Consider the following 23,067-nt stretch of genomic DNA (forward strand, 5'->3'; position numbering starts at 1 on the left):
GGCGCGGTATTTCACCCATGCGGAGCCTGAACCCGCCCCGACTGCATGGTGTGGCCCTGTCGCATCGTAGGACGCTTCCTGCGGGAGCGCGCGACACCCGAAAGCCCGAACGACGACTGCTCAGGCAAAGCTGGCCTCGGGATTTGCCGTGTGGAATTCATATTGATTTGAAAAGTGGGAGGGCTTCTGTTGCCCGGTGCCCTCCCGAACCGCGCTTATCGCTTATGCAGCGACAGCGAGCACCTTTGTGTTATCATTGGCACTTGTGATTTAGCCCGATAACGGCGGTACAATGCCGGGCAAAAGATAAGTCTTTACCACGCACGTCGAGCCTGTTTCGTCCCCTTACTTTCCGTTGGGCAGAGCCCTCGGGAAGGAATGGTGGAGACGCCGGGCACTGCCCCCGGGTCCGTAACGATTATTCCACTTACCGTTTATCGCCATAGCCAAGGGCAAGCCCTCCGGCACCGATGCATATAGGGTGTTGCTGTGCGCCCGGCAAGGGGTGGTTTGCCGCCGCGTTCCGTGCGTCACACCAAGCCGGTTGAATCGTGATGAACCATGAGTGCCCGTTTCCTTATGGCGCCTGATATGTAGGGGTGTCGGAAGCGGACAAATTGTCTCGCGAGGCGAAGTGCTGGTGTCTAAGCCGGTATTCCTGTGGTAAGCCTCGGCCTATGCCGCTGACACCAGAACAACGCGCCGAGATCGACGCCTCCCGCCTTACGCCCTCTCAGACGAGCCGGCCGACCGTGCCTGCCCTGGAGGCGATTCTTTTTAATCCGATCGAGCTGCTCGACCACGGTTTCGTTCGTGTGGTCGATTACATGGGCGATGATGGCGCGGTGGTACAGGCTGCGCGCGTGTCCTATGGGCGCGGCACCAAGAAGGTGTCCGAGGATACCGGGTTGATCCGGTATCTGATGCGTCATCGTCATTCGACGCCGTTCGAGATGTGCGAGATCAAGTTCCACGTGAAGCTGCCGGTATTCGTGGCGCGCCAGTGGATTCGCCATCGTATGGCGAACGTGAACGAGTATTCGGCGCGTTATTCGATTCTCGACCGCGAGTTCTATCTGCCCGATCCCGAGCAGGTTTCGGCTCAGAGCGTTTCCAACCGTCAGGGTCGTGCTGAGGCGCTCTCGCCCGACAAGGCCGCCGAGGTGCTGGACCTGCTGCGTCAGGACGCCTCGCGCTGCTACGACAATTACGAGACGATGCTCGACCCTGAGGGCTATGGTCTGGCGCGTGAGCTTGCGCGCATGAACCTGACGCTCAACACCTACACGCAGTGGTACTGGAAGATCGACCTCCACAATCTGCTGCACTTCCTGAGCCTGCGTGCTGACAGCCACGCGCAGTATGAGATCCGGGTCTATGCCGAGGCGATGCTCGATATCCTGCGTGCCTGGGTGCCCATCACGGCATCGGCCTTCGAGGACTATCGACTGGGTGCGTTCACCTTCTCGGCAGGCATGATTGCCGTGCTGCAGCGCCAGCTGGCCGGTGAGACTGTGAAACAGGCCGATTCAGGGCTGAGCAAGCGCGAATGGGACGAAATGCAGGCTGTTCTGGTGAAGGGCTGACCCGGTGAACGATCTGTACCGCATCATGAAGGACGGGGTGCCTGACCCCGATCCGCCGCGCAAACTCCCCTCGATCATGCCCTGGGCAATCGTTGCGCTTGTTCTGGTGCTGATCTCGCTTGGCATAAGGCTGTTCTGGCCCATTCCCGCCGCTGAGAAACTGCCGCGCTGCGATCCTTCTGCAAAGGCGCAGACGGCTTGTGTGCGTACCAATCCCGTACCGGCGCCAGCGGGTAGCCCGACGCACTGAGTTTGCTCCGGCCACCCGGCGGTGCGCCTGCTGATGGCCGGACAACCTCATTATCCCTGCGCGGAATGCATGCCCCACCCTGCCTGTGTCGGCAAGGCATCAATCAGGAATCGAGGCCCATCCAGTCGGGATGACGATGCTCGATCCAGGCGAGAAGTCTGCCGCTCCATCGACGCAGAAGAGGGATGTCTTCCGCCACCAGAAAAAAGCCCAGAGGCAGCATCCAGACGCCAAGGACGGGCAGGAAAGCCAGGCAGCCACCGACCATGAAGAGAAGCCCCGCCGGGATACGGATCCAGATCCGCGACGGTGCGAGCAGCCAGCGCACGGTTTTCGCGAGGCGTGCGGGTAGCCGGTCGATCAGCAGCCCGAGCCGACGTTGCCGCTCGGCTTCATCACGATCGGCCTTGCTCTTCTGGCCTTCAGAATGAACGGTGTCATGGGCGGAGGCCGGGTTCGTGGAAGCTGGGTCTCTGGTCATGGTTTTCATTACTGCTCAAGGGTGGCGTGCGACGATCCCCCTGTGTGACGCTGTCGGAAAAGTGAGGGATTCCGCAGTGGGTCTGACCGAAACCCCTAAGCCTGCTGCTGGTTCTGCATCCAGCCCGGAAAACAATACCGGGGATGAACAAGAAGGCTCGATAAGGAGGCAAAATCCCATGATGTATCCGACACTGGACAGCCTGTACGAGGCAATAAAGACTGGCGCAGTTGGCCTGACATCCTCGCTTCCCACCTATGGCGGCGAGGAGCCGCTAAACGCCCCTGAAATCTGGTCCTGGGACGCAGATCGCTACATGGTGGGCAGCTGCGCTGCTGATCTCTCGCTCGTCCCCCGTGATGAATGGCGCGGCGTCACGACGGAGCGCTGAACCGCGCAGTGAGCCTCCCGGCTTGTCGGCTCGGACTGATCGGGAGACAGTGGTTCGTTGTCGAGGCAGATGCGAAGGTCAGGCCTCATACTTCAGATCCCAGAACCCGAACCCCAGCGTAAGGAGGCGGATGGTTTCGCCGCGTCATGAACATGGACAGGGCGTTGAAGCTCCAGATGTCGTCGGTCAGGGCAGGGGCTTTGCTTAGGAGGCATCAAATCTCTCCGGGTTTATCCAGCCCTGGATGACGTCTTCCAGCTACTGTGGTTTTGCTCCGCTGCTTGCTGGGATAAGCCCCAGGAGATCAGACATTGCTGCACGCCTGTTCTTGAGCCCGGTCCAGTTCACGAGATCACGAGGGGGGCGCCGCCGCCGCCCCATTCGACCCGTTACCTGATACGATAGTAAGGGGCTTAAGTCTCTGCGTTGTATGAGGGAGTGTCAGGGCGATCGGGTTAGCATCTCTCCAAGGGCACTGCACGGCACCGGACGATTCCGCCGATGGTGCTGTGCCAGCCGATCAACCATAAGCCCGACATAATTTGTGCTATGAGAGAAGTACCCGGACGGCATGTCGGGGCGTGGTGTGGCAACAGGTTCCGAGGGGTGGTGTCGATCTTGTCGTCCAGAAAATCGGTGAGGCGTCTTGGCCTCGCAGGCGGCTGCCTCGTTCCCTTGAGCCTCGCTGCCTGTACGCCCGCGCCGCCTGCTCATCCTGATGATATCTGCTCGGTCTTTCACGAAAAGCGGGGCTGGTATCATGCGGCGCTGCGTCAGGAGAAGAAATGGAATGTGCCATTCTCCGTTCCGATGGCGATCATGTATCAGGAATCCGGGTACCATAGTAATCTGCATACGAAGCGCACCTACATTCTGTGGTTCATCCCCTGGGGCTACGTCACCACGGCTTACGGGTACCCGCAGGCCAAGACGGATATCTGGCAGGACTATCAGAAGGCGACCGATACCAGCGCCAGTCGTGAGAATTTCGCCGACTCGCTCGATTTCATCAACTGGTACGTAACCAACACCCGCAAGCAGAACCGAGTGCCCGTGACGGATGGGATGCGGCAATATCTGGCCTATCACGAGGGCTGGGGCGGGTACCGCAAGCGATCCTATGCCAGCAAGGGGTGGCTAATGACCGTCGCGCGCAAGGTAGGTGCACGGGCCAACGTCTATGCCGCGCAATATGCCAGCTGTGAGAACGACCTCAAGGACAAGGGATTCTGGAGCTGGCTTTTCTAGGCCGAGCCAAGGCCACCAAGAGTGACGACCTCATCGTGCTCGATACCTTGCCGCCGGAAAGGCGGCAGACTCGGTACTCGCTAAAACGGGTTGTGCCGTTCCACGGACCGTCTCAGGCAGCGCCAGCCTGACGGCAACCTTCGGGGATATGCTGGCTGAGGAAGGACGCAAATTCGCGAAAGGCCGGACCACGCGGGTCTGAACTGCGCCAGACCAGACCGATCTGACGGCTGGCCGAGGGAAGCGCGCGCGTGACCACAAGTTCGTCCCATTCGGCACGGTTGCGCAGGGCCAGTTGCGGAATGAGCGAATAGCCCTCGCCGGCACCGATCATGTGCCAGAGCATTTCCAGACTGGTGGCAAGGCGCTGCTGGTCGCGCATGGGCATCATGCCGCAGACAGCCAGCGCCTGGTCGCGCAGACAATGGCCGTCTTCGAGCAGTAGCAAGCCGTTCTCGCCATGATCACCCGCGAGATCCTGCATGGCGAGTGTTTCGCGCTCTGCCAATGGGTGCATGCGAGGGAAAACAGCCAGAAAGGGCTCCTCGAACAGTGGCGCGGTCTCGAAGCTCTCTCCCGAGACGGGCAAGGCTGCAAAGACGAGATCCAACTCGTTTTGGCGCAGGCGGGCCAGCATCGTGTTGGTCAGGCTCTCGGTCAGCTGCAATTTCAGTTCCGGATAGGACCGGCGCAACAGGGGCAGAAGGCTCGGCACATAATAAGGGCCCAGCGTTGCGATGACGCCAATGCGCAGCAATCCCTCCAGCGGACCCGTGCGGGCGCGGGCGGCCTCGATCATGGCGCGTGCAGACGCCAGAACTTCGCGGCCCATAGCGATGAGCCGGATACCATCGGGCGTAGGGGCTACATGGCGGCGTGAGCGCTCGAACAATGTGACATCGAGCAGCATTTCAAGCTTGCGGACCTGTTCCGACAATCCGGCCTGGCTGACACCGCATCGTTCGGCGGCACGCGAGAAATTGCGAAGATCATCGACAGCCACCACATACTCGATGTCACGCAGGGAAAGCCCGGAAAGAGGAATATAGGTCATATCCATAGATAGGACCAATGCGACCGGTTTGTGAAAGCGGTTTTGCCTATATCTGCCATTGACAGAAACGATTTCCGGGGCGTTCGTGTTCGTGGGACAACGAGCCCGTCATCAAACAGAGATGTGAAAAGGGAGCATATCGCATGCCACGCATCAATTCGACCGTGAAGCCTTTCGAGACCGACGCCTATCATGATGGCAAGTTCATCAAGGTGTCTGAAGCCGATGTGAAAGGGAAGTGGTCTGTCTTCTTCTTCTACCCCGCTGACTTCACCTTCGTCTGCCCGACCGAACTTGAAGACCTCGCCGAGAATTACGAGACCTTCAAGCAGCTTGGCGTCGAGATCTACTCGGTCTCCACCGACAAGCACTTCACACACAAGGCATGGCACGACACGTCGCCGGCCATCGGCAAGATCAAGTATGTGATGCTGGCCGACCCGACGGGCACGATCAGCCGCAACTTCGATGTCATGATCGAGGAAGCCGGGATGGCCGATCGCGGCACTTTCCTGATCGATCCGGAAGGCAAGATCCAGTACATCGAAGTCACTTCCGGTGGCGTCGGTCGCTCGGCTGCCGAGCTGATCGAGAAGATCCACGCAGCCCAGTATGTGGCGTCGCATCCGGGCGAAGTCTGCCCTGCGAAGTGGAAAGAGGGTGAAGCCACCCTGTCCCCGTCGCTCGACCTGATCGGCAAGATCTGAGGTCGCCTGGCCCGGCTTTCATGCCGGGCCAACCCCGCCGGAATCATCCGGCGCAGTTTTTCGGAAAGAGCAGGATCAGCCTGATGTTGCAGGACCCCATCAAGTCACAGCTTTCGACCTATCTCGCCAATCTGGGCCACCCGGTCGTGCTTGAAGCGTCCCTCGACGGGAGCGCGAAAGCGCGGGAGATGGGTGAACTCCTTCAGGAAGTTGCTGCCCTTTCCGATAAAGTGACCTATTCGGAAGACGGTGTCAGCGAGCGTCGTCCGTCCTTCCTGATCCGTCGTGGCGACAGCCGACATGGCGTGAATTTTGCGGCCATCCCGATGGGGCATGAATTCACTTCCTTCGTGCTGGCGTTGCTTCAGGCGGGTGGCCATCCGCCCAAGATCGAGCCGGCAATTGCCGAGCAGATCAAGGGGCTTGCAGGCGAGTTCCGGTTCGAGATCTTCGTCTCGCTGTCGTGCCAGAACTGCCCTGATGTGGTGCAGGCCCTGAACGCCATGAGCGTGCTCAACCCGGCTATCAATGTCACGACCATCGACGGTGCCCTGTTCCAGGAGGAAGTGGCATCGAAGAACATCATGACTGTGCCACAGGTCTATCTGAACGGCATGGCCTTCGGTTCTGGCCGCATGGATGTGAACCAGATCCTCGCCAAGCTGGATGACGACGCCCCGCGTCGTGCGGCAGAGCGTCTGAAGGACATGCCTGCCTTCGATGTGCTGATCATCGGCAGCGGCCCTGCTGGCGCGTCAGCTGCCATCTACGCAGCACGCAAGGGACTGCGGACGGGGCTTGTGGCTGATCGCTTCGGTGGTCAGGTCATGGACACGGCCGGGATCGAGAACTTCATCTCGATCAAGGAAACCGAGGGACCCAAGCTCTCCGCCCAGCTCGAAGCCCATGTGCGCAGCTATGATGTGGAGATCATCTCCGGTCAGCGTGCCAAGGAACTCTTCCCCGCCGCGCGACCGGGTGGGCTGCATGGCATAGCGCTTGAGAGCGGTGCGATCCTGCACAGCCGTACAGTCATTCTGGCCACAGGGGCTCATTGGCGTCAGCTGGGTGTGCCGGGTGAGGAGCAGTATCGCACCAAGGGTGTGGCCTATTGCCCGCATTGCGATGGCCCGTTCTACAAGGGCAAGCGTGTTGCCGTGGCTGGCGGCGGCAATAGTGGTGTCGAGGCGGCCATCGATCTGGCCGGTATCGTCGGGCATGTCACGTTGTTGCAGCGCAGCTCCAAGCTCAAGGCCGACAAGGTATTGCAGGACAAGCTGCGCAGCCTGCCCAATGTGACGGTTTTGACCGAGGCACTGACGAGCCGCATTGAAGGTGACGGTAACAAGGTCAACGGCCTGACCTATCGTGGTGGCGATGGCAAGGACCACAGGATCGAGCTCGAAGGCGTGTTCGTCCAGATCGGTCTGCTGCCCAACACCGAGTGGCTGCGCAATACTCTGGCACTGAACGATTTCGGCGAGATCAAGGTCGATGATCACGGCGCAACCTCTGTGCCGGGCGTCTTTGCCGCAGGCGATGCGACGACGACGCCCTACAAGCAGATCGTGATTGCCGTGGGCGAGGGAGCGAAGAGCGCCCTTTCCGCCTTCGACTATCTGATCCGTATGCCTGCCGAGTAACGCCTGCGGGGACAATCGGGCACGGGTCAGGCCGTGGACTTGCAGGGCGGGGGCAGGAGGGGGAACCCTCCTGCCCCTGTTGCGCTTTTCTCCACCCATGCACGGGGACCAACCCGCGCGAAGCGGGAGAATGGGTGCCATGCAAAGCCAGACAACAGCGAGTGCCGAGCAGGAGGCGCGCCAACATGCCCGGTCCGCTCGCCTGACCTATGTGGACCGCTCCGGCCCCGGTATCACCCGCCACCGCGCAGGTAAGGGGTTTTTCTATCGTGACCCTTCGGGAGATCGTATCACAGCCCCAGAGGAACTCACACGAATCAAGGGGCTCGCAATTCCTCCTGCCTATCGGGACGTATGGATTTGCGCCAACCCGAAGGGGCATCTGCAGGCGGTGGGCAAGGATAGCCGGAACCGGCTGCAATATCGCTACCACCCCAGATGGCGCCTGATCCGTGACGAGGACAAATTTGCGCGTATGCTGGTCTTTGGCGACAAGCTGCCTCTGATACGACAGCGCGTGGATGACGACCTCAGACATCCCAGCCTCAACCGGGCGCGCGTGCTGGCCGCTGTGGTGCGGCTTATGGAGCGCACAATGGCGCGTATCGGCAACGAGACCTACGCCCGGGATAATCGCAGCTTTGGCCTGACGACACTCAGGCATCGGCACGCGCATATCGAGGGAGGAAAGCTGGCGCTGGACTTCAGGGGCAAACACGGGATCGAGGCACATCTTGACGTGCGCGACCCCAAACTCGTCCGCGTGATTTCACGGCTGCAGGATCTGCCCGGACAGAAACTGTTCCAGTATCTCGATGATGAGGGCGAACCGCACGAGATCCACTCTCAGGACGTGAATGCCTATCTGCAGGAAATCAGCGGAGAGGATATCACTGCCAAGGATTTCCGAACCTGGGCGGCGACCCATCTGGCAGCGCTCACGCTGTCCAGCCTCGAGGCAAGCGACAGCCGTGCCAGGGCCAAGAAAAACATCCTGCGCACGATCGAGCATGTCGCGTCCCAACTGGGGAACACCCCGTCCGTGTGCCGCAAATGCTATATCCATCCGCAGATCCTGACCGGTTATCTAGACGGAAGCCTGCGCGAAGCCTTTGCTCGTCAGGCTGAGACCCTGTTGGAACAGGAGAGCGCACGCACCAGCCTGAGCGCCGATGAGGCGCTCATGGTGGGGTATCTGAGCCGCTTGCTCGATAAACCTGCCAAAAGACCATCGTCTCGCAAGAAACCCTGACCCGCGCCCCGCTTTGTTTCTGCCGGATTGAAAGTTTTGCAGGTAAAGGGGTCGGTCTATGGAATATCGCGTTCTTGGAGCATCAGGGCTGCGCGTCTCGGCTTTGGGGCTGGGCTGCATGGGGATGAGCCAGTCCTACGGTGCTGCCGATGAACGCGAGAGCCTGGCCACACTCGACCGCGCGATAGAGCGTGGCATTACCCTGTTCGATACGGCCGAGGTCTACGGGCCGTTTCTGAATGAGGAGTTGCTGGGCCGCGCTCTGGCAGGACGGCGCAGTGCCCTGAAGCTCGCCACAAAATTCGGCTTCAAAATCGACAATGGAAAATCCTGCGGCGTCGATAGTCGCCCCGATCATATCCGGGAAGTGGTCGAGGCGTCGCTGCGACGTCTGCAGACCGACCATATCGACCTGCTCTATCAGCATCGTGTGGACCCGGCCGTGCCCATGGCCGATGTGGCGGGCGCGGTAGCACGGCTTGTCGAGGAGGGGAAGGTTCTGCATTTCGGCCTGTCGGAAGCTGGTAAAGCGGCCATCAGGCAGGCTCACGCCGTGCATCCCGTCACAGCCGTACAGAGCGAATATTCGCTGTGGGAGCGTAATGTCGAGGCCGATATCCTGCCTACCCTGCGTGAACTGGGGATTGGTTTCGTGCCGTTCAGCCCGCTGGGCCGTGGCTTCCTGACCGGGACGGCGAAGCCCGCGGAATCCTATCCGGCGACCGATTTCCGGCATACTGACCCGCGCTTTCAGGGTGAAGCCTTTGCAGCGAACCAGAAGGCAGCCGAGATTGTGGGTGTGATTGCCAGCCAGCATGACGCGACACCGGCCCAGATTGCCCTGGCGTGGTTGCTGGCAAAGCGACAGGACATCGTGCCTATTCCAGGCACGAAGCGACAGAGCTATCTGGATGAGAATCTGGGTGCACTGGACGTGCGTCTTGGTGATGAGGATATGGTTGTGCTCGACAAGGCGCTTAGCGCCGGGACCGTTACAGGCCTGCGCTACAATGAGAGCAATATGGCTTTGGTCAATCGCTGAACAAACGCACGCCCACCCTGCGTGACGGACAGCGCAGGGTGGGTGATCGGTAATTGTTCACGCGTCCCGTCGTGGTTGGCAGGCGATGACGTGGGGCGGTCCTCCGGTCGTCAGCCGGGGTTGGATTAGCTGATATCGAAGCTGCTGGCCTTCAGATCGGTCACACCCATGAAGGTCACCTTCATGTTGTTATCGAGCATGATGGCGGTGTTGCCTCCTGACACTGTGGCCGTGGCCAGCAACTCCTTCGCAGCAGCCTCGGCATCCGCCGGCTTGTAGTTATACATAAAGAATTTGTTGCCACTGACAGCCGAAAAATCTGTGATGGTGACGTCGCCTGCCGTGTGACCAGCCAGCACGCCGAAGGTGTTTGCCGCCACATTGCCGCCTGTCACCGTGACGTAGGTCTCGCCCTCATTGCCGCTGTAACGGGTGCCGAACACGAAATGATCCGAGGCCTCGCTGCCAATGATCGTCTGTTGCCCTGCGCCGGTCCAGGCCTCGAACGATCCCTTCGATGACGAAGCGTTGATCATTTCGGCGCTGCTGCTGCCGGACTGGTTACCGGTCCAGAGAGAGGCCTTGTTCACGTCGATGTTGGCGCTCAGGCCATCGGCGCCCCACAGCGTGGCCTGATCGGCAGTGATCCGGGTTGCGCCAGTGCCTGCAATGAATTGAAGTGCGCCGTTCACGCTGAGGGTCTGCGCGCTACCGCTCAGGGCTGTGAGATTGCCGAGCGCCGAGACCGTATCGTTATGCACCCCGGAAATTGTGCCATTCTTGCCTGAAAAGACAATGGTCGAGCCCTGACCCGCCTGGACAGTGCTGTCATCACCTATCGTGATATGGCTGCCAATCGTCGCCTCGTCGCTCACGTAGCTGTTGCTGCCCAGAGTGACCAGGGCGTTGCCGCCAGTCAGCGTCAGAACGGTTCTGCCGCCTTCCTGACCTGTTATCGTGTCCTGCCCTTCCGAGGCGACATAGTTCGTGCCCTGCTGAAGCTGGATGACGTTGCGACCGGTTCCGGCATCGATGGTGTTGATGCCGTTGGTCGCGAGGATCGTATCGTTGCCGTCGCCGGTAAGGATGGTCCAGCTGGCGCTCTGGGTGTTCCCGTTAAAATAGTTGTCGCCGGAGAGGCCGAGGAAGCTACCGTTGCCGCTTCCAGCCTCATAGGTCAGACCTGCCGTGCTACCGCCCAGGACCGAGAGGGTCGTAGTCGGCGTCACACCGCTACCGTCGATGGTCACACGCTCATTCAGCAATGTCTCGCCTGACTGAATGCCGCTCCCGGCCCACCCACCCACACCGATGAAATCGTAGGTGCCGAGAGGCGCAAAGCTGCCACCGGTGGTGACAAAGCCTTCAAGCAGCGTATTACCCGTGGTGATTGTCCGGGCGGTAGAGTCGGTCACAAGAACTGTTTTGAGATCGTTCCGTTTATAGGCATCGGACATCTGTTGGGCATAAGTCTGGGCGAGGGTCTGTGCCTTGCCGCCCCCGACAGTGACCTGAATAGCTGTACCTGATGTGCCTACAATCGTGACAATGGTCAAAACGGTTCACCCTCTAAAAAAAAGCCCGGGGGCGCTAGGAGGATTGTGCCGTTAAAGATTGCTAGATAACTATACCAGTTACGTTATTTTAAGATATTTAATGGCAAGTAATCCGATGTAACCGTTAAATATCATAAAACGATAAAATAACGATTGGTCGGTGATCGATAATCGTTGCTTTTACAGAAGCATAGAGTAGATTCTGCCCCGAATCTGACTGCTAGGTCATGAAAAAGCCCCATCGTAGCGTTTACGATGGGGCTCTCATTATTTCTTCCTGTCAGAAAGGCCGGCAGGACTTATCGCGCGCCCTTATGGTCACCATCGCGCATCTCGCCCGTCGGCTCCTGCGTGTGTGCTTCGAGGAACCACAGATGCTTGTCGAGCGCACGCGACGCCTCGGTGAAAAGATCGGCCGTATCGGCATCGCCGGCTTCGTCCGTCACGTCGATAGACTCGCGCACATTGTTTGCAACCGTTGCGTAGCGGTCGATCAGGGCGGAGATATGATCGGCAATCTTGTACACGTCAGTGGGGTAGGGCGTGCAGGCTGAATTCTTCGAGACATCCTGCACTGTACCATAGGCGGTGCCACCGAGCTGCACGGCGCGTTCGGCAACCTTATCCACGAGATCGTCAACGCTGTCACGGAAACCATCGAGCATTTCGTGCACGCCGATGAACTGCGGCCCCTTGAGGTTCCAGTGTGCCTGCTTCGTGATCAGCGCCAGATCGATCAGATCGGCAAGGCGGGCATTGAGCGTTTCAATCGACACGGTCTTGGCGTTGGACTTCAGAGCATTCTGGGTCGTATGCATCGCGTGTTTCGTGGTCATTGATCTACCCTAACAAGTTTGATGTCGGACATTCGCGCAAAGCGATGATCTCCCAACGTGCCTGAGGGGAGCCGGTTGCGCTAGAGCCTCGTCAAACTGGGGCTCTTATTCATGTCGAATAGTTCATCATCGTGTGAAGGACGCGGTCGTCAGTCACGGTAATTCCTGATGCGTTCCGAACCAGGTCCCGTCTCTCATGCCTTCAATACTCAGCGCTCTGATGCAGGCAGATCACGTGAGAAACGAGACATGCGCGACAATGACCTTCCACGTCGCGTCCTGGCGGATCCAGGTCTGGCTTTGACGACCGATGCGCCCGGTACGCAGATTGCGGAACAGGATGGTGACACAACCGGCATCGGCACCAAGAGAAATGATGTCGCGGCGCAGGCGTTCACGGGGGGGAGCGCCACCTGTGCGTTCACGGCGGAACGCAGCGATTTCTTCCGGTCCGAAAAGGTTTTCAGTCGCGCCGAGGCGGATCACGTTCGGTTGATTGCTGAACAACGCATCAAGGGCGGTGACATCATTTTGCGCCAGAGCCTCTTCGTATTGGTCCGAAGCTAGGGTAAGGGCAGAAATCGTCTCGGGGTATGCGGTAAGGTCCATGGGCGCGCCCTTATTCACGGGAATCATTCTTCATACTGGCTGAGGGTGGCATGAGCAGCTTGGGATCTGGCGATCTGGCTCGGTCGATGCGCGACATTCGCATCATATTTTTTAGTCTTGGGCTCGGGGCCTTTGCAATCGGCACGGCAGAATTTGCCGCAATGAGCCTTGTGCCCATGATTGCCCACAGCTTTGGGGTGACCGATCCCGAAGCGGGTCATGCCATCGTGCTCTATGCGGCAGGCGTGTGCGTCGGGGCGCCGACCATTGCCCTTTTCAGCGCCGGGATCAGCCGACGCACCATGTTGATCAGCATGATGCTGCTTTACATGATCGGTAATGGTGTCAGTGCGATCGCACCGAACTATCTGCTGTTTCTGGCCTGCCGGTTCATCAGTGGTCTGCCGCATGGCGCCTATTTCGGCATTGCCGGCATTCTGGCTTCATCACTCGTGCCGCCTAACAAGCGCTCCCAGGCTGTGGGCCGTGTCATTCTGGGCCTGACCATTGCCACCATCGGTGGTGTGCCGCTGGCGAATGGTATCGGTCAGATTGTCGGCTGGCGCTGGGCTTTCGCCCTCATTGCCTTTCTGGCGCTGTGCACTGCCGTTCTACTGAGTATCTTTGCTCCCAAGGATGCGCCGCGCAAGGATGCCAGTATTCTCAACGAATTCACGGCGCTCAAGCTGCGACAGGTCTGGCTGACGCTTGCCATCGGTGCGGTGGGCTTCGGCAGCGTGTTCTGCGTCTATACCTATCTCGCCTCAATCATGATCAACGTCACGCAGGTGCCGGAATCCTATGTGCCGATCATGCTGGCGGTTTTCGGTGTGGGCATGACAATCGGCACGCTGGTCTGTGCCTGGCTTGCCGATCACAAGATGATGCCAACCCTTGCGGGTGTGCTGCTCATGGGGGCGGCATCGATGGCGGGCTTTCCTGAGGCTGCGCATAAATTCGTGCCTCTGGCCATCAACGTGTTCATGATCGGTGCCAGCGGCGGTCTTGCCACTGTGGTGCAGGCGCGCTTGCTGACTGTAGCGGTTGGCGCGGAAGGCCTCGCCGCCGCACTGAACCAGAGTGCTTTCAACATCGCCAATGCGGTCGGCCCCTGGCTGGGGGGGCTTGCCATCTCGGCAGGGCTTGGCTGGACGTCAGTTGGCTGGGTGGGGCTCGCGCTCTCGCTTGGCGGGTTCGGCATCTATGTGCTGAGCATTGCCGACGAATTCAGAACCAAGAAAAACAACTTACCCCGCGTGTGAGCCGGGGCGGGAGAGGGGAATACCCTCTCCCGCGGGCAAGCGCCTTGTCACGGACGCGAGTTCTTCATGTGGGTGATTCCGATCAGCTGCGCTGGGGATCGACCAGATCGAAGAAGGGCTGGAGATCGACGGTGAAGAAGCGCGGATAGGCCGGGTCGCGCTCATAGAGCGGGTGTCCGGCCCAGCGCTGCTGCATGACCTGCCCTTCCTCGAAGAAGCGCGCTTCCTGCTCCGGCACATCATCCGAGCCGCGTGAGACGCTCTCATGGTGCCAGGCCAGTGCCTCGGCACAATAGATGATGCGATGACCGGCCGACCGGATCCTGAGGCAAAGATCGACATCGTTATAGGCGATCTTCAGATGGGTCTCGTCGAACTGCCCGACCTCCTCGAAAACCGAGCGCTTCACGAGCATGCAGGCGGCGGTGACCGCCGTGACCTCATGGCTGAGCAGGATACGACCGATATAGCCGTAATCCTCGGGGCCGCAGCCGCGATGGGCATGGGCCCCCACGCCAGCAGGGCCAACCACGACACCGGCATGTTGTATGGTCTGGTTGGGATAGAGCAGGCGCGCCCCAACGGCGGCGACGCCCGTATCGGCCAGCGCTTCATTCATCATCAGGCGCAGCCAGTTGGGGTGTTCGACGAACACATCATTGTTCATGAACACAAGATAGTCGGACCGGCATCCGGCCGCGGCAAGGTTATTGAGCCTCGAATAGTTGAAAGGCTCTTCCACTGTCAGAAAGCGGATATTGGGTTGGTCACCGAACTCACGCATGAAGGCATGTGCCTCGGGCGTGACTGACCAGTTATCGATCAGCACAATCTCGAAATCCGGATAATCCGTGCGTTCCAGCAGGGTTTCCAGGCAGCGGCGCGTGATGTCGATCTGATCCTTGAACGGGATGATGATCGAGACACTGGGGGCGGCATCGAGCCGCCAGTCCACCCGGTAAAGGGTAAGGCCATTGATGGACGAGACATCGGCCGGAAAGCCCCGACGTGTCAGATGGTCCGAGACGGCCTTCACCCCGGCTGCGATGGCGTAATTCTTGTTGCCCACCGTCACCGCAGTCGAATTGGGCGTCATGCGCCAGTGATAGAGCAGTTCTGACACATGGGCGATGCGATCATGAGGAACGGTTTCACAGGCACGCAGCATGAAATCGTGATCCTGCGCACCATCATATTCGGCGCGCAATGGGCCGATGGCGCGCATTGTCGCGGTTTCAACCATCGTGAGATGGCAGATATAGTTGCAGCCCAGCAGGTAGCGGTAGTTGAAATCAGGCTTGAAATTGGGGGATTGCCAGTTATTGGCCAGATCAACCTTGTCCTCATCTGAATAGATGATGAGCGCATTGCTCTCCTGTGCCTTGCGCAGCATGACTTCAAGCGCGACATCGACCAGCATGTCGTCATGGTCGAAAAACACTGTGTAGGCGCCCCTGGCAGCTTCCATGCCAGCATTGGTAGCGCCGGAAATTCCCTGGTTTTCCGCAAGCGGGAGAACGCGGATACGGCTGTCCTTGGCGGCATATTCCTCCATCAGCGCTGTCGTCTGGGGGCAGACCATGCCGTCATCAATCAGGAGAAGTTCCCAGTTGCGATAGGTCTGGTTCAGGACCGAGTTGATGGCGGTGACATAGTCTGCCTTCAGAGGCTTGTAAGTGGGACAAAGGATGCTGATCAGCGGTTCATCTGCAAGCGGGGCCTTGACGCGCAGGAGCGCTGTGCGCTCGCGCAGGGCCGGATAATAGAGCGAGGCCCAGCGGTCGTAATTGCCAAGATTATATCCTGCCTGGGGGATGGCAGCGCGTATCTCGGTGCGCAGCTTGGTCAGTTCGCGGTGCAGGCGGTCGATTGTCTCGGCAATATCGAGAAGGCGCGTTTCAAGCGCGTCATCGGCAATCGAGCTTGTGAACGGGCTGCCCATGAGGTGTTCCCCCTCAGGCATGACTTTGACCGAAAAGCTTCTTGGCGAAGAGCCGCGAAAGCGCTGCGGGATGGGAATTTCGAACCCGCAATTCGGATTGCAGCCCACAGCGGCAGCAACGTCGCCACGATAGCGATCGGCACGCACCTGGGCGACCAGGACATTATTGGCTGTTACCGAAACAATGCAGTCACCGCGCCAGTCTGCGTCTGTCGGCATCTTCTGCAGGATCCAGCCCTTGAGAGAGCCTTGCTTGATGCCATCGACGCAGCTTGTGTATTCAGGTCTGGATTCCAGAGTAAATCTATAGACTAAATCCCTTCCTTCAGGTAAAGAATCGTTCTTTATCGGCAAAGAATTTCGGTCTTGGAGGCGAATGGACAAATCATGCTGCGCGCCGTCCATGAATTTTGCAGGAATGGAGAAGGTGAAACCCAGTCTGTCGTGAGGTGTCCGCAGAGCATTCTGAACGTCGCTGCGGGACTGGTCGGCCAGGATCTGCGCGATTTCCTGCCCGTCGATCAGGATATGAAGACGCACCGGCGTTGAAGGATCAAGCCGGTTGACGGCCCAACCAATCAGGGTCTCCTTCTGGAGCCCTTCGCAATAACCAATAAAGGGGCTGTTGGCTGGGGCAGTTTTCATGATCTGTTTCTCTTGCCAGTCGCATCGTTGACCTTATCCCGGTCGTTGGCGTCAGCAATGCCGCAGATACGGCGTTATGGCTAGGTAAATGCCCCGCTTTGTCCGTCCGGGAGATATTTCATTACATTCGCTCCAAGAATTCGCGTCCTGATGATGCAGCGTGACGAAGGCGCCATGCTTATGGCGTGGCTGTCCTATTACGGGCGGGTGTTTGGGTTTTCTAACCTCACGATCTTCGATAACGGGTCGCGTGACCCCTTGACCCTTCATCTGCTGACGCAGGCTGAACGATGTGGTGTCACGGTACGACGCGACTGCGATGACCCTGGTGATTTCCACGGCAAGGGTCTGCATTTCGCCGAACAGATACGCGAGTGGGACCGTGGCGCGCCTTATGACTTCGCGCTTCCCGTCGATTGCGACGAGTTTCTTGCCGTGGTGGGGGATGAGGGGCTCTCCACAGAACCTTCAGTCATCCAGCGTGAGTTTGCGTATCATCTCGGCGAGACGCGTGCCCTCCGTATTGCTACATCGCTGTTCAATGTGCCGGCGCGTAGCGGGTGGTTTGCTGTCGACACGGGATTCTACAAGGGGTTTTTGCCGTCACGCAGCGTTGGTGTCGTCGATAACGGCCAGCACAACCCGACATCGATGCGCGCACCGGGCTTTGCGCTCACACGCTTTACCTATCTGCACTGGCATAATCACGATTATGGAGAGATGCAGCGTCGCGCTCGTCTCAAGCTCTCTAATTCACTTCTCGATCCGGATGACCGGCCGGCCCTGATGCGCTACGCCGCGACCCCCAATTTGCCGGGGCGTCATCTTGTCGGTGTTCTTCTGGAGGACGAGCGCCATTTTCTGTCCCGGTATGACGGGTTGCTCCAGGCGTATGTTCCATGGGCGAAATCGGCGTCCTCGCTGCCAACGCATGTCGAAAATGGGCCGATCCTATTTCAGGATGCAAGCATGACCAGCCCCTGGTCAGCCGCTGCCTATGAAGACGCCCAGCCCGACGTGCGGGGCTGGGCACCCGGCCCGTTGATGCATTATCTGCTTCACGGCTGGGCCGAGGGGCGCAGTTTCTGACCCTGTCATGAAATATTCACAGGCCTGCCATGAACAGGCTTGTTGTCTCACAGGGGCTGGAAAGCTACACGACAGACTGGCAGAAGATGCCTTTGACCTCTGTCACCGCCTTGTTTGAGCCAGGACGCAACGACCGTATGACTAGTGCTGCCGCGCCGCGGACCCAGCCTGCACCGCTCCAGGAAGCCCGGAAAACCCCGTTCTGGAAGGGCGATCGTCTATTCCGGCTGCTGGTGGGGGCGTGCGCCCTGCTGGTGCTCGTATCGTTGGGCGGGCTTGTTCTGACCATGGCTATGGGAGGCAGCAAGGCCTTCAGCACCTTCGGTGCAGGCTTTGCCTTTCACGATGTATGGAACCCCGTCACCAATGAATACGGTGCCCTGGCTCCTGTATTCGGCACGATCGGCTCGACACTTATCGCCATCCTGATCGGTGTGCCGCTGGCCTTCGGGGCGGCGTTCTGGCTGACCAATATCGCACCGCCCATGGTGGCCGGTGTGGTCGGGACTGCCGTGCAGCTTCTCGCCGCGGTGCCCTCGATCATCTTCGGCATGTGGGGCTTCTTCATTGTCGTGCCCTTCATGGCGCAGCATGTGCAGCCTTTCTTCCGGCATCATTTCGGCCATGTGCCTGGCATACGCTGGCTCGTGCATGGCGCACCGTTCGGTTATGGCCTGCTGACGGGTGGGCTCGTTCTGGCTGTCATGATCACACCCTTCGTGACGGCCGTGATGCGTGACGTGTTTGCGGTCATGCCGCCCATGCTCAAGGAAAGCGCCTACGGGCTGGGCGCCACACGCTGGGAGGTCATGCGCCGGGTGATCGTGCCTTGGTCGCGCGCCGGTATGATTGGTGGTGTGGTGCTCGGCATGGGGCGAGCCCTCGGTGAGACTATGGCGGTCACCTTCGTCATCGGCAATGCCAATACGATTGGCTGGTCACTGTTTGCACCACGCAATACGGTGGCCTCTCTTGTCGCGCTCGAATTCCCTGAGAGTGCGGCAGGCAGCCTCAAGCTCTCCTCGCTGCTGGCTCTGGGTTTCATCCTGATGCTGCTGTCGTTCACCACGCTCGCCATTGCACGCTGGCTGCTGCGGGAGAAACGGGCATGAGCAAGACTATGGGAGCGGGATGGCGCAAGGACCCGCGCGCCACACAGCGGCTCGTGATGGACCGTCTGGCGACTGTCATGAGCCTTGCCGCAACGGGCATACTCGTGCTGGCGCTGGTTTCCATTCTCTGGACTTTGCTATGGAACGGTCTTGCAGGGCTGTCTCTGGCGGCATTGCTTCATCCCATGGGGCCGCCGGGCGGCAATGGCGGTCTGGCCAATGCCATTCTCGGCAGCCTGATCCAGACAGCCGTGGCGCTCATCATTGCGACACCGGTCGGTCTTGGCTGCGGGATCTATCTTTCAGAGTTCGGCAGCGGCTCGAAATTCGCGATGTCGGTGCGCTTCGTCTCCGACGTACTTCTCTCGGCTCCGTCCATTCTGATCGGGTTGTTCGTCTATCTCGTGCTTGTGGCCCCTTTCGGCCACTTTTCCGGGCTCGCTGGATCGGTGGCGCTGGCCATTCTGGCTGTGCCGATCATCGTGCGCACAACCGAGGATATGCTGCGCCTCGTGCCCGTGGCCATGCGTGAGGCTGGCTCGGCCCTTGGGGCGGCTCATTGGCGCGTCGTGCTGTTCCTGTGCCTGCGTTCGGCAGCGCCGGGCGTTCTCACGGGCATCCTGCTCGCGCTTGCCCGCGTGAGCGGTGAGACCGCGCCGCTTCTCTTCACTTCGCTTGGTAACCAGAACTGGTCGTTCAGTCTCAACAAACCCATGGCGAGCCTTCCCATCGCCATCTACCAATATGCTGGCGCGTCCTATGATGACTGGGTACGTCTGGCCTGGACGGGAGCGCTTCTGGTGACGCTTGGCGTTCTGGGTATCAATATCATCGTGCGGTTCGGCTTCCGCAGCAAACAGTCATAAGCAAGAGGACGACACGCTCATGAGCGAAGCCCTGCAGGATTTCCCCCATACATCGTCGGCTCCGACCACGCCGGAGGCGGCGCTGGCGGTGCGCGAACTCGACTTCTACTATGGCGAAAAACAGGCCCTGAAATCCATCACGATGGATTTTCGCAAGCAGAACGTGACGGCCATGATCGGCCCTTCCGGCTGCGGCAAGTCCACGCTGTTGCGCATCTTCAACCGGATGTACGATCTGTATCCGGGGCAGAAAGCAACAGGATCGGTCCTGTTCGACGGGGCGGATATCCTTGATCCGGCGCTCGACCTGAACATGCTGCGCTCGCGTATCGGCATGGTGTTCCAGAAGCCCACCCCGTTTCCGATGTCGATCTATGACAACATCGCTTTTGGTGTGCGCCTGCATGAGAAGCTCTCGCGCTCGGAAATGGATGCGCGTGTTGAGGATGTACTGACGCGCGTGGCCCTATGGAAGGAAGTGCGCGATCGTCTGAAGGAACCCGCAGCGGGCATGTCGGGTGGGCAGCAGCAGCGTCTTTGCATTGCCCGCAGCATTGCGACCAAGCCCGAAGTGCTGCTGCTCGATGAGCCGACTTCGGCGCTGGACCCGATTTCGACCGCGCGTATCGAGGAGCTTCTTGACGAGCTCAAGCAGGATTTCACGATTGCCATCGTGACGCATAACATGCAGCAGGCGGCACGCTGCGCGGATCAGGTCGCCTTTTTCTATCTGGGTTCCCTGATCGAGATGGACAGCGCTGACCGGATGTTCACCAATCCGCGTCAGAAGCAGACTCAGGATTATATCACCGGGCGTTTCGGTTAAGTTTTCCCCAAGCGGGTAGGGATACGCAATTATGCCAGCGGACAGCCTTCACACAGTCAAGAGCTACGAGCAGGAACTGGACCGGATGCGCGCCATGATGGCGCGTATGGGCGGTATTGTCGAAAGCCAGGTGGCGCAGGCCGTAGCGGCCGTGACCGAGCACGATGAGGATGCCGCTCAGGCGGCCCCTGCGCAGGACCCGCAGGTGGATATGCTCGAGCGCGATGTCGAGGCCCTGGCGATCCGCCTTCTGGCGCTGCGCAGCCCGATGGCGGGCGATCTGCGCGAGATCGTGGCCGCGCTCAAGATCACCGGCGACCTTGAGCGTATTGGCGATTATGCCGCCTCGATCGCCCGTCGCAGTCAGCGTTTCGATCTGGTTGATCGCCAGATCTCGCTTTCGGGTCTGCGCAGCATGGGACGACTGGTGCAGGAGAACCTGCGCCGCGTGATCGATGCCGTGACCCAGCAGGACGCCGATCGCGCAACCGAAGTCTGGCAGGCCGATCGTGAGGTGGACGAGTATTACACCGCCATGTTCCGTGAACTCGTTACCTACATGATGGAGGACCCGCGCAACATCAGCCCGTGCACTCATCTGCTGTTCATTGCCAAGAATTTTGAACGCATCGGTGATCACACCACCAATATTGCCGAGCGCGTCTATTACGCCGTGACGGGGGAGAACCTGCCTTCTGTGCGCCCGCGCGGTGGTCTGGCAGCCGGGGATGATCTGGTTTCGCGATGAGTGGCTCTCTGGTGAAAATCGTTGTGGTTGAGGATGATCCTTCCCTGCAACTCATGATCCGCTATAACCTCGACAAGCTCGGTTATGACGTATCGGCTTTCCCTGAGGCCGAGCAGGCCTGGGAGTTCATCTCTCGCTCGCGTCCGGATGCGATGGTGCTGGACTGGATGCTGCCGGGTATGTCGGGCATCGATCTTTGCCGTCGCATCAGGGGCACAGCCTCGCTGCACGATCTGCCTGTGCTCATGCTGACGGCGCGTGCCGACGAGCAGGACAGTATTCGCGGGCTCGACAGCGGTGCCGATGATTATATTGCCAAGCCCTGTAGCATCGAGGCGCTCGACGCCCGCCTGCGCGCCCTGCTGCGCCGTACGCAGCCCGTCAAGCAGAATGTCCTGAGCTTTGCCGATCTGACGCTCGATCTGCAGACGCATCGTGCCGAGCGCAATGGCCGTGCCCTGACCCTCGGCCCGACCGAATTCCGCCTGCTGGAATTTTTGATGCGTCATCCGCGCCGGGTTTTCTCACGCGAGGATCTGCTTCAGAAAGTCTGGGGCTCCAACGTGCATGTGGAACTGCGCACCATCGATGTGCATATCCGCAGATTGCGTCGGGCGCTCAATCTCGACACGGAACTCGATTACGTCAGGACCGTGCGTTCTGCCGGTTATGCCCTTGACGATCAGGCCTGAGAGACCACGACCCTGACGGCTCTGCTTGCAATCCTTCTTGGTTGCTCATGTCTTGGGTGGGGGCTTACATGGCGACAGTCACGTTTGCGCCTCGCCCGCCTGCCGACCCCTGTCGCGCTGGTGAACACCCAGCCGGGGGAGGCTCCCAAGGCCCCGGTCTTTTGCGAACTCCTGCCTATTCCCGCTGTGCTGCTAGGCGCAGGCGGGCGCATTTTTCATGCCAATCGTGTGGCACATGCTGTCTTTGGTGACGCGCTCGGGGCGGTCATCCGGCATCCTGCGGTGCAATCTGTTCTCGCAACGCTGACCCCCGAAACGGGTGTCGTCACGCGTGTCGAACTTGACGTGCCGGTGCGTCGGATCGTGCAGGTGACCTTCCGGAAATGGCCGGAGCGCTTTGCCAGCGCCATAGGCTGGGAAGAGGGCGTGCTCGCTGTTCTGGAAGACTGCTCGGAGTTCGAGGTCGTAGATCGGATGCCCGCCGATTTCGTGGCCTATGCGAGCCATGAATTGCGTACCCCTCTGGCATCACTCATCGGGTTCATCGAAACGCTTCAGGGGCCGGCGGCCGATGACCCTGCGGCACAGCAGCAGTTTCTGGCCATCATGGCGGCACAGGCTGCGCGTATGGAGCGGCTGATCGAGCGCCTGCTTTATCTGTCGCGTGTGCAGCGCCTCGAACATATGCGGCCTCATGACATGGTGTCCGCACAGGACCTTATGGATCGTCTGCTGGAAGACAGTCAGATCCTGATACGGTCATCCGATGCCAGACTGATCCTCCTGCCGACCGAGGATGACCTTTTCTTCCCGGCAGATGAGGACCAGATCGTTCAGGTGTTGCTCAATCTGGTCGAAAACGCCCTCAAATATGGCGGCCCCGCCATCGAGATACGGGTCGGGATCACCGCAGAGAACGGCAAGGGTATCGAGATAACCGTTGCGGATAATGGCCGTGGTGTGGATAGCCAGCATGTGCCCCGCCTGACCGAACGCTTCTATCGTGTCGAGGGGCGCGCCACCGCCTCGCAATCAGGCACAGGACTCGGACTGGCAATCGTCAAGCATATCGTGGATCGACATGGCGGCCGCCTGCGTATCGAAAGCGCACCGGGCAAGGGCATGACCTGCCGCATCTGGCTGCCCCGAACGAGCTGAGCGGCAAAGAGCTGGTTTAGGCCCGTTCAGGTTCACGGTGAAGGGCGGAAAATCTGGCGCAATGGCTGAGGC

General features: G+C 59.7%; 22 protein-coding genes and 1 other RNA gene. 16 read left to right on the forward strand and 7 right to left on the reverse strand.

What is annotated here, in order from left to right:
- Positions 1-173: 173 nt before the first annotated feature.
- Positions 174-506, reverse strand: a transfer-messenger RNA (tmRNA) gene (gene ssrA, locus P5689_RS11070).
- 171 nt (positions 507-677) lie between these two features.
- Between ssrA and thyX the strand changes: the two genes are divergently transcribed.
- Together thyX and P5689_RS11080 are read left to right on the forward strand one after the other, a co-directional pair.
- Complete coding sequence (gene thyX, locus P5689_RS11075; RefSeq protein WP_023979076.1) at positions 678-1,586, forward strand: FAD-dependent thymidylate synthase; 909 nt, start codon at positions 678-680, stop codon at positions 1,584-1,586.
- A gap of 4 nt (positions 1,587-1,590) precedes the next feature.
- Positions 1,591-1,836: a hypothetical protein gene (locus P5689_RS11080; protein ID WP_023979075.1), complete on the forward strand. Its 246-nt coding sequence runs from the start codon at positions 1,591-1,593 to the stop codon at positions 1,834-1,836.
- Between the two features lie 103 nt (positions 1,837-1,939).
- Here P5689_RS11080 and P5689_RS11085 read toward each other — a convergent pair whose 3' ends face one another.
- Positions 1,940-2,317, reverse strand: a complete 378-nt coding sequence (locus P5689_RS11085) for a hypothetical protein (protein ID WP_031241016.1) — start codon at positions 2,315-2,317, stop codon at positions 1,940-1,942.
- Positions 2,318-2,495: 178 nt separating this feature from the next.
- Here P5689_RS11085 and P5689_RS11090 point away from each other — a divergent pair, with 178 nt between their 5' ends.
- Positions 2,496-2,708 carry a hypothetical protein gene (locus P5689_RS11090; protein WP_023979073.1) on the forward strand — a complete coding sequence of 71 codons (213 nt, stop codon included), beginning with the start codon at positions 2,496-2,498 and terminating at the stop codon, positions 2,706-2,708.
- A 618-nt stretch (positions 2,709-3,326) separates the two neighbouring features.
- Positions 3,327-3,956, forward strand: a complete 630-nt coding sequence (locus P5689_RS11095) for a hypothetical protein (protein ID WP_023979072.1) — start codon at positions 3,327-3,329, stop codon at positions 3,954-3,956.
- 112 nt (positions 3,957-4,068) lie between these two features.
- On the opposite strand, the gene P5689_RS11100 is transcribed toward P5689_RS11095, so the two are convergent.
- A complete protein-coding gene (locus P5689_RS11100) occupies positions 4,069-5,010 on the reverse strand; it encodes a hydrogen peroxide-inducible genes activator (protein WP_023979071.1) in 942 nt (313 codons plus the stop codon).
- A 143-nt stretch (positions 5,011-5,153) separates the two neighbouring features.
- On the opposite strand from P5689_RS11100, the gene ahpC reads away from it, so the two are divergent.
- The 4 genes from ahpC to P5689_RS11120 all read left to right on the forward strand — a co-directional run bounded on the left by ahpC (position 5,154) and on the right by P5689_RS11120 (position 9,654).
- Entirely contained in the window at positions 5,154-5,717 is a 564-nt protein-coding gene (ahpC, locus tag P5689_RS11105; protein WP_285533184.1) for an alkyl hydroperoxide reductase subunit C, read from the forward strand.
- Positions 5,718-5,800: 83 nt separating this feature from the next.
- Positions 5,801-7,360 (forward strand): alkyl hydroperoxide reductase subunit F, encoded by a 1,560-nt coding sequence (gene ahpF / locus P5689_RS11110; protein WP_023979069.1) that lies wholly within the window; start codon positions 5,801-5,803, stop codon positions 7,358-7,360.
- A gap of 139 nt (positions 7,361-7,499) precedes the next feature.
- A complete protein-coding gene (locus P5689_RS11115; protein ID WP_023979068.1) occupies positions 7,500-8,612 on the forward strand; it encodes a DNA topoisomerase IB in 1,113 nt (370 codons plus the stop codon).
- Between the two features lie 58 nt (positions 8,613-8,670).
- Positions 8,671-9,654: an aldo/keto reductase gene (locus P5689_RS11120; RefSeq protein ID WP_023979067.1), complete on the forward strand. Its 984-nt coding sequence runs from the start codon at positions 8,671-8,673 to the stop codon at positions 9,652-9,654.
- Between the two features lie 125 nt (positions 9,655-9,779).
- On the opposite strand, the gene P5689_RS11125 is transcribed toward P5689_RS11120, so the two are convergent.
- The 3 genes from P5689_RS11125 to P5689_RS11135 form a co-directional block, all read right to left on the reverse strand.
- Positions 9,780-11,210, reverse strand: coding sequence for a hypothetical protein (locus tag P5689_RS11125; protein ID WP_023979066.1), 1,431 nt, complete (start codon positions 11,208-11,210; stop codon positions 9,780-9,782).
- 299 nt (positions 11,211-11,509) lie between these two features.
- Positions 11,510-12,046 carry a DNA starvation/stationary phase protection protein Dps gene (gene dps / locus P5689_RS11130; RefSeq protein ID WP_023979065.1) on the reverse strand — a complete coding sequence of 179 codons (537 nt, stop codon included), beginning with the start codon at positions 12,044-12,046 and terminating at the stop codon, positions 11,510-11,512.
- Between the two features lie 231 nt (positions 12,047-12,277).
- Positions 12,278-12,655 (reverse strand): AtzH-like domain-containing protein, encoded by a 378-nt coding sequence (locus P5689_RS11135; protein ID WP_023979064.1) that lies wholly within the window; start codon positions 12,653-12,655, stop codon positions 12,278-12,280.
- A gap of 86 nt (positions 12,656-12,741) precedes the next feature.
- On the opposite strand from P5689_RS11135, the gene P5689_RS11140 reads away from it, so the two are divergent.
- Complete coding sequence (locus P5689_RS11140; RefSeq protein WP_285533186.1) at positions 12,742-13,917, forward strand: MFS transporter; 1,176 nt, start codon at positions 12,742-12,744, stop codon at positions 13,915-13,917.
- 82 nt (positions 13,918-13,999) lie between these two features.
- Here the strand turns inward: P5689_RS11140 and P5689_RS11145 are convergent, their stop codons facing one another.
- Positions 14,000-16,504 (reverse strand): glycosyltransferase family 2 protein, encoded by a 2,505-nt coding sequence (locus P5689_RS11145; RefSeq protein WP_285533187.1) that lies wholly within the window; start codon positions 16,502-16,504, stop codon positions 14,000-14,002.
- A 150-nt stretch (positions 16,505-16,654) separates the two neighbouring features.
- On the opposite strand from P5689_RS11145, the gene P5689_RS11150 reads away from it, so the two are divergent.
- From P5689_RS11150 to P5689_RS11180, 7 genes are all read left to right on the forward strand, one after another.
- Positions 16,655-17,593 (forward strand): glycosyltransferase family 2 protein, encoded by a 939-nt coding sequence (locus P5689_RS11150; RefSeq protein ID WP_285533188.1) that lies wholly within the window; start codon positions 16,655-16,657, stop codon positions 17,591-17,593.
- 137 nt (positions 17,594-17,730) lie between these two features.
- On the forward strand, positions 17,731-18,705 hold the full coding sequence (gene pstC, locus P5689_RS11155; protein WP_023979060.1) for a phosphate ABC transporter permease subunit PstC: 975 nt from the start codon (positions 17,731-17,733) through the stop codon (positions 18,703-18,705).
- On the forward strand, positions 18,702-19,571 hold the full coding sequence (pstA, locus tag P5689_RS11160; protein ID WP_408868545.1) for a phosphate ABC transporter permease PstA: 870 nt from the start codon (positions 18,702-18,704) through the stop codon (positions 19,569-19,571). The genes pstC and pstA overlap by 4 nt, the downstream gene beginning before the upstream one ends.
- A 19-nt stretch (positions 19,572-19,590) precedes the next feature.
- Positions 19,591-20,397, forward strand: a complete 807-nt coding sequence (gene pstB / locus P5689_RS11165) for a phosphate ABC transporter ATP-binding protein PstB (RefSeq protein ID WP_285533190.1) — start codon at positions 19,591-19,593, stop codon at positions 20,395-20,397.
- A gap of 31 nt (positions 20,398-20,428) precedes the next feature.
- Positions 20,429-21,145 carry a phosphate signaling complex protein PhoU gene (gene phoU, locus P5689_RS11170; protein ID WP_023979057.1) on the forward strand — a complete coding sequence of 239 codons (717 nt, stop codon included), beginning with the start codon at positions 20,429-20,431 and terminating at the stop codon, positions 21,143-21,145.
- Positions 21,142-21,837 carry a phosphate regulon transcriptional regulator PhoB gene (gene phoB / locus P5689_RS11175; RefSeq protein WP_023979056.1) on the forward strand — a complete coding sequence of 232 codons (696 nt, stop codon included), beginning with the start codon at positions 21,142-21,144 and terminating at the stop codon, positions 21,835-21,837. The genes phoU and phoB overlap by 4 nt, the downstream gene beginning before the upstream one ends.
- Positions 21,838-21,921: 84 nt before the next feature.
- On the forward strand, positions 21,922-22,995 hold the full coding sequence (locus tag P5689_RS11180; RefSeq protein WP_285533192.1) for an ATP-binding protein: 1,074 nt from the start codon (positions 21,922-21,924) through the stop codon (positions 22,993-22,995).
- Positions 22,996-23,067 lie beyond the last annotated feature (72 nt).

This window comes from Asaia sp. HumB, from assembly GCF_030263835.1.
GTDB lineage: Bacteria > Pseudomonadota > Alphaproteobacteria > Acetobacterales > Acetobacteraceae > Asaia > Asaia bogorensis.

Coding starts and splice junctions, on each gene's coding strand:
- ahpF (WP_023979069.1), top strand. CDS start 5,801: ATGTTGCAGGACCCCATCAAGTCACAGCTTTCGACCTATCTCGCCAAT.
- P5689_RS11085 (WP_031241016.1), bottom strand. CDS start 2,317: ATGACCAGAGACCCAGCTTCCACGAACCCGGCCTCCGCCCATGACACC.
- P5689_RS11120 (WP_023979067.1), top strand. CDS start 8,671: ATGGAATATCGCGTTCTTGGAGCATCAGGGCTGCGCGTCTCGGCTTTG.
- pstA (WP_408868545.1), top strand. CDS start 18,702: ATGAGCAAGACTATGGGAGCGGGATGGCGCAAGGACCCGCGCGCCACA.
- P5689_RS11090 (WP_023979073.1), top strand. CDS start 2,496: ATGATGTATCCGACACTGGACAGCCTGTACGAGGCAATAAAGACTGGC.
- P5689_RS11135 (WP_023979064.1), bottom strand. CDS start 12,655: ATGGACCTTACCGCATACCCCGAGACGATTTCTGCCCTTACCCTAGCT.
- thyX (WP_023979076.1), top strand. CDS start 678: ATGCCGCTGACACCAGAACAACGCGCCGAGATCGACGCCTCCCGCCTT.
- P5689_RS11150 (WP_285533188.1), top strand. CDS start 16,655: ATGATGCAGCGTGACGAAGGCGCCATGCTTATGGCGTGGCTGTCCTAT.
- dps (WP_023979065.1), bottom strand. CDS start 12,046: ATGACCACGAAACACGCGATGCATACGACCCAGAATGCTCTGAAGTCC.
- pstB (WP_285533190.1), top strand. CDS start 19,591: ATGAGCGAAGCCCTGCAGGATTTCCCCCATACATCGTCGGCTCCGACC.
- P5689_RS11145 (WP_285533187.1), bottom strand. CDS start 16,504: ATGAAAACTGCCCCAGCCAACAGCCCCTTTATTGGTTATTGCGAAGGG.
- P5689_RS11100 (WP_023979071.1), bottom strand. CDS start 5,010: ATGACCTATATTCCTCTTTCCGGGCTTTCCCTGCGTGACATCGAGTAT.
- phoB (WP_023979056.1), top strand. CDS start 21,142: ATGAGTGGCTCTCTGGTGAAAATCGTTGTGGTTGAGGATGATCCTTCC.
- ahpC (WP_285533184.1), top strand. CDS start 5,154: ATGCCACGCATCAATTCGACCGTGAAGCCTTTCGAGACCGACGCCTAT.
- pstC (WP_023979060.1), top strand. CDS start 17,731: ATGACTAGTGCTGCCGCGCCGCGGACCCAGCCTGCACCGCTCCAGGAA.
- P5689_RS11140 (WP_285533186.1), top strand. CDS start 12,742: ATGCGCGACATTCGCATCATATTTTTTAGTCTTGGGCTCGGGGCCTTT.
- P5689_RS11115 (WP_023979068.1), top strand. CDS start 7,500: ATGCAAAGCCAGACAACAGCGAGTGCCGAGCAGGAGGCGCGCCAACAT.
- phoU (WP_023979057.1), top strand. CDS start 20,429: ATGCCAGCGGACAGCCTTCACACAGTCAAGAGCTACGAGCAGGAACTG.